Raw genomic sequence first — 1,753 nt, forward strand, 5'->3', positions numbered from 1 at the left:
GGCCGCAGCGCCCGTGGAGCAAGCTGCCCCGCCTGCGGTACAAGCAGCGGTCGATCAAACGGCCGATCAACCTGTAGCGCCGCCTGCGACCCAGGTTGCAGCCGCCGCGCCTGCGGCAACACCGTCGTCCGATGCCGTACAGTCGGTGCAATCGATGACGCGCGACCTCGCCGCGATGACACAGCAGATCGAGCAACTCAAGGCCAACATCGCCGAGTTGAAGGCCGGACAGGAGCAGATGGCGCGCGAGATGGCGAAGCCGCCCGCGCCGAAGCCAACAGCTGAGGTCAAGCCTGTCGATCCGCGCGCACGCACTGCTGCGGTCCCGCCACGCGCTCCGTCACCGGCCCCGGTTCGCAAACCGAAACCGGCCGTGTCGCACACTTACATGCCGGCTTATTCGCCTGCGCCGCTCGCACCTCCGCCGCCGCCCTCGCAGGCTGCCGCGATGCCGCCGCCACAGGCCGCACCTGTCACCACGACTCAAGCCGTTGCCGATGACGACGGACCAATCGTGCGTCCGCCGATGCCGTTGCGCTAGCACCGGACTCGCAACAACGCGGTGCGCTGCTACGACGTCGCGTACGCTGTCCGAGTCGATGCCACACGTTGAGTCCGGGCAATTACGGAAAGCGGCGCGCGGGTCATCTTGCGCTCAAGAGAAAAGGCCGTCGGGATCTATGCCGGCGGCCTTCTCTTGCAGCTGCCGGTTCCCGGAGCCCGGTTCTGCTGCAATTCCATGCCCTCATGATCATGCCGACATATTTAATTAAATGTTAATGCTCCCACATGCTGCACATCATTTCTGCGCCATAAGCACAGAGATTGCGCGGCCGTTCATGCGCCAGGTATCGACTCAGTGGTACCATCTGACATGCGCTGAGACTTCCACCGAAGCTCAGCTCCTCACATCGGGGAATTCGGATGCCTTACTACTCTTTCGATCTTGTGGTTGGTGAAGAGTTCAGGAACCAGGGCGGAATCATTCTCGAAGATATCGAGGTCGCCTCCGATCGCGCCGATCAACTGGCGACCGAGCTGTCGCAGGTCAAGCCGGAGCTGCAACAGAAAGGCTGCGCGGTGCGCGTCACCGATCGCGACGACAACGAGCTCTATCGGACACCGCTCGATCCGGTGCCGGCCTGGCGACGCTGACTATTCATCAAAGGACGGCGGCTCGAACCAGTTCGTCAGCGACAATCCACCGTCGACGACGAAGGCCGCACCGGTGACGTAACCGGAGAGCTTGTTCGACAGCACCGTGAGCGCCATCGGTGCGAGGTCGTTGGCCTCGCCGAGACGCCCGAGCGGAATGTGTCGCGCCAGCGCAGGATCCGCAACGAACCCGCCGGCCGCGATCGCGCCGGGCACCAGCGCGTTGACGCGGATGCCATAGCGGCCAAACGTTTTGGCCAGCTCCTTCACCAGCATCGCCATCCCCGCCTTCGCCGTAGAATAGTGCGGCAGGTTGCGCGGCGTGCCCGCATGCAGCGAGGTGAGAAACAGGAACGAGCCCGGCCGCTTCGCTGCGATCAGCCGCTTTGCGAGCTCGCGCGCCAGGTGAAAGCCGGCATCGAGATTGACGGCATGCATCTGCTGCCAGACCCTGCGATCGACCGCGAGCGCATGATCGGCCTCCCGCCGCGGCGGCGATGCGCTGTGGACCAAATGCGTGATCTCGCCCAACGCTGCGTCCGCGGCGGCAAGCAGTGCGTCGCACGCATCCAACTCGGCGAGATCGCCGACCCATGGC

At 64.5% G+C, this 1,753-nt stretch carries 2 protein-coding genes and 1 pseudogene; 2 read left to right on the forward strand and 1 reads right to left on the reverse strand.

All coding sequences use genetic code 11. The features are described 5' to 3' along the window. Both MOV75_RS36825 and MOV75_RS36830 read left to right on the forward strand, forming a co-directional pair. Positions 1–541 (forward strand): annotated as a pseudogene (locus MOV75_RS36825) (hypothetical protein); the annotation flags it as partial. A 383-nt stretch (positions 542–924) separates the two neighbouring features. Next, positions 925–1,155 (forward strand): hypothetical protein, encoded by a 231-nt coding sequence (locus MOV75_RS36830; protein WP_063194238.1) that lies wholly within the window; start codon positions 925–927, stop codon positions 1,153–1,155. Here the strand turns inward: MOV75_RS36830 and MOV75_RS36835 are convergent. After that, on the reverse strand, positions 1,156–1,753 hold a 598-nt coding region (locus MOV75_RS36835), incomplete at its 5' end, for an SDR family NAD(P)-dependent oxidoreductase (RefSeq protein ID WP_247007842.1).

Origin of the sequence: Bradyrhizobium sp. PRIMUS42 (assembly GCF_023006515.1) — a bacterium.
In the GTDB taxonomy this organism is placed as follows: Bacteria; Pseudomonadota; Alphaproteobacteria; order Rhizobiales; family Xanthobacteraceae; genus Bradyrhizobium.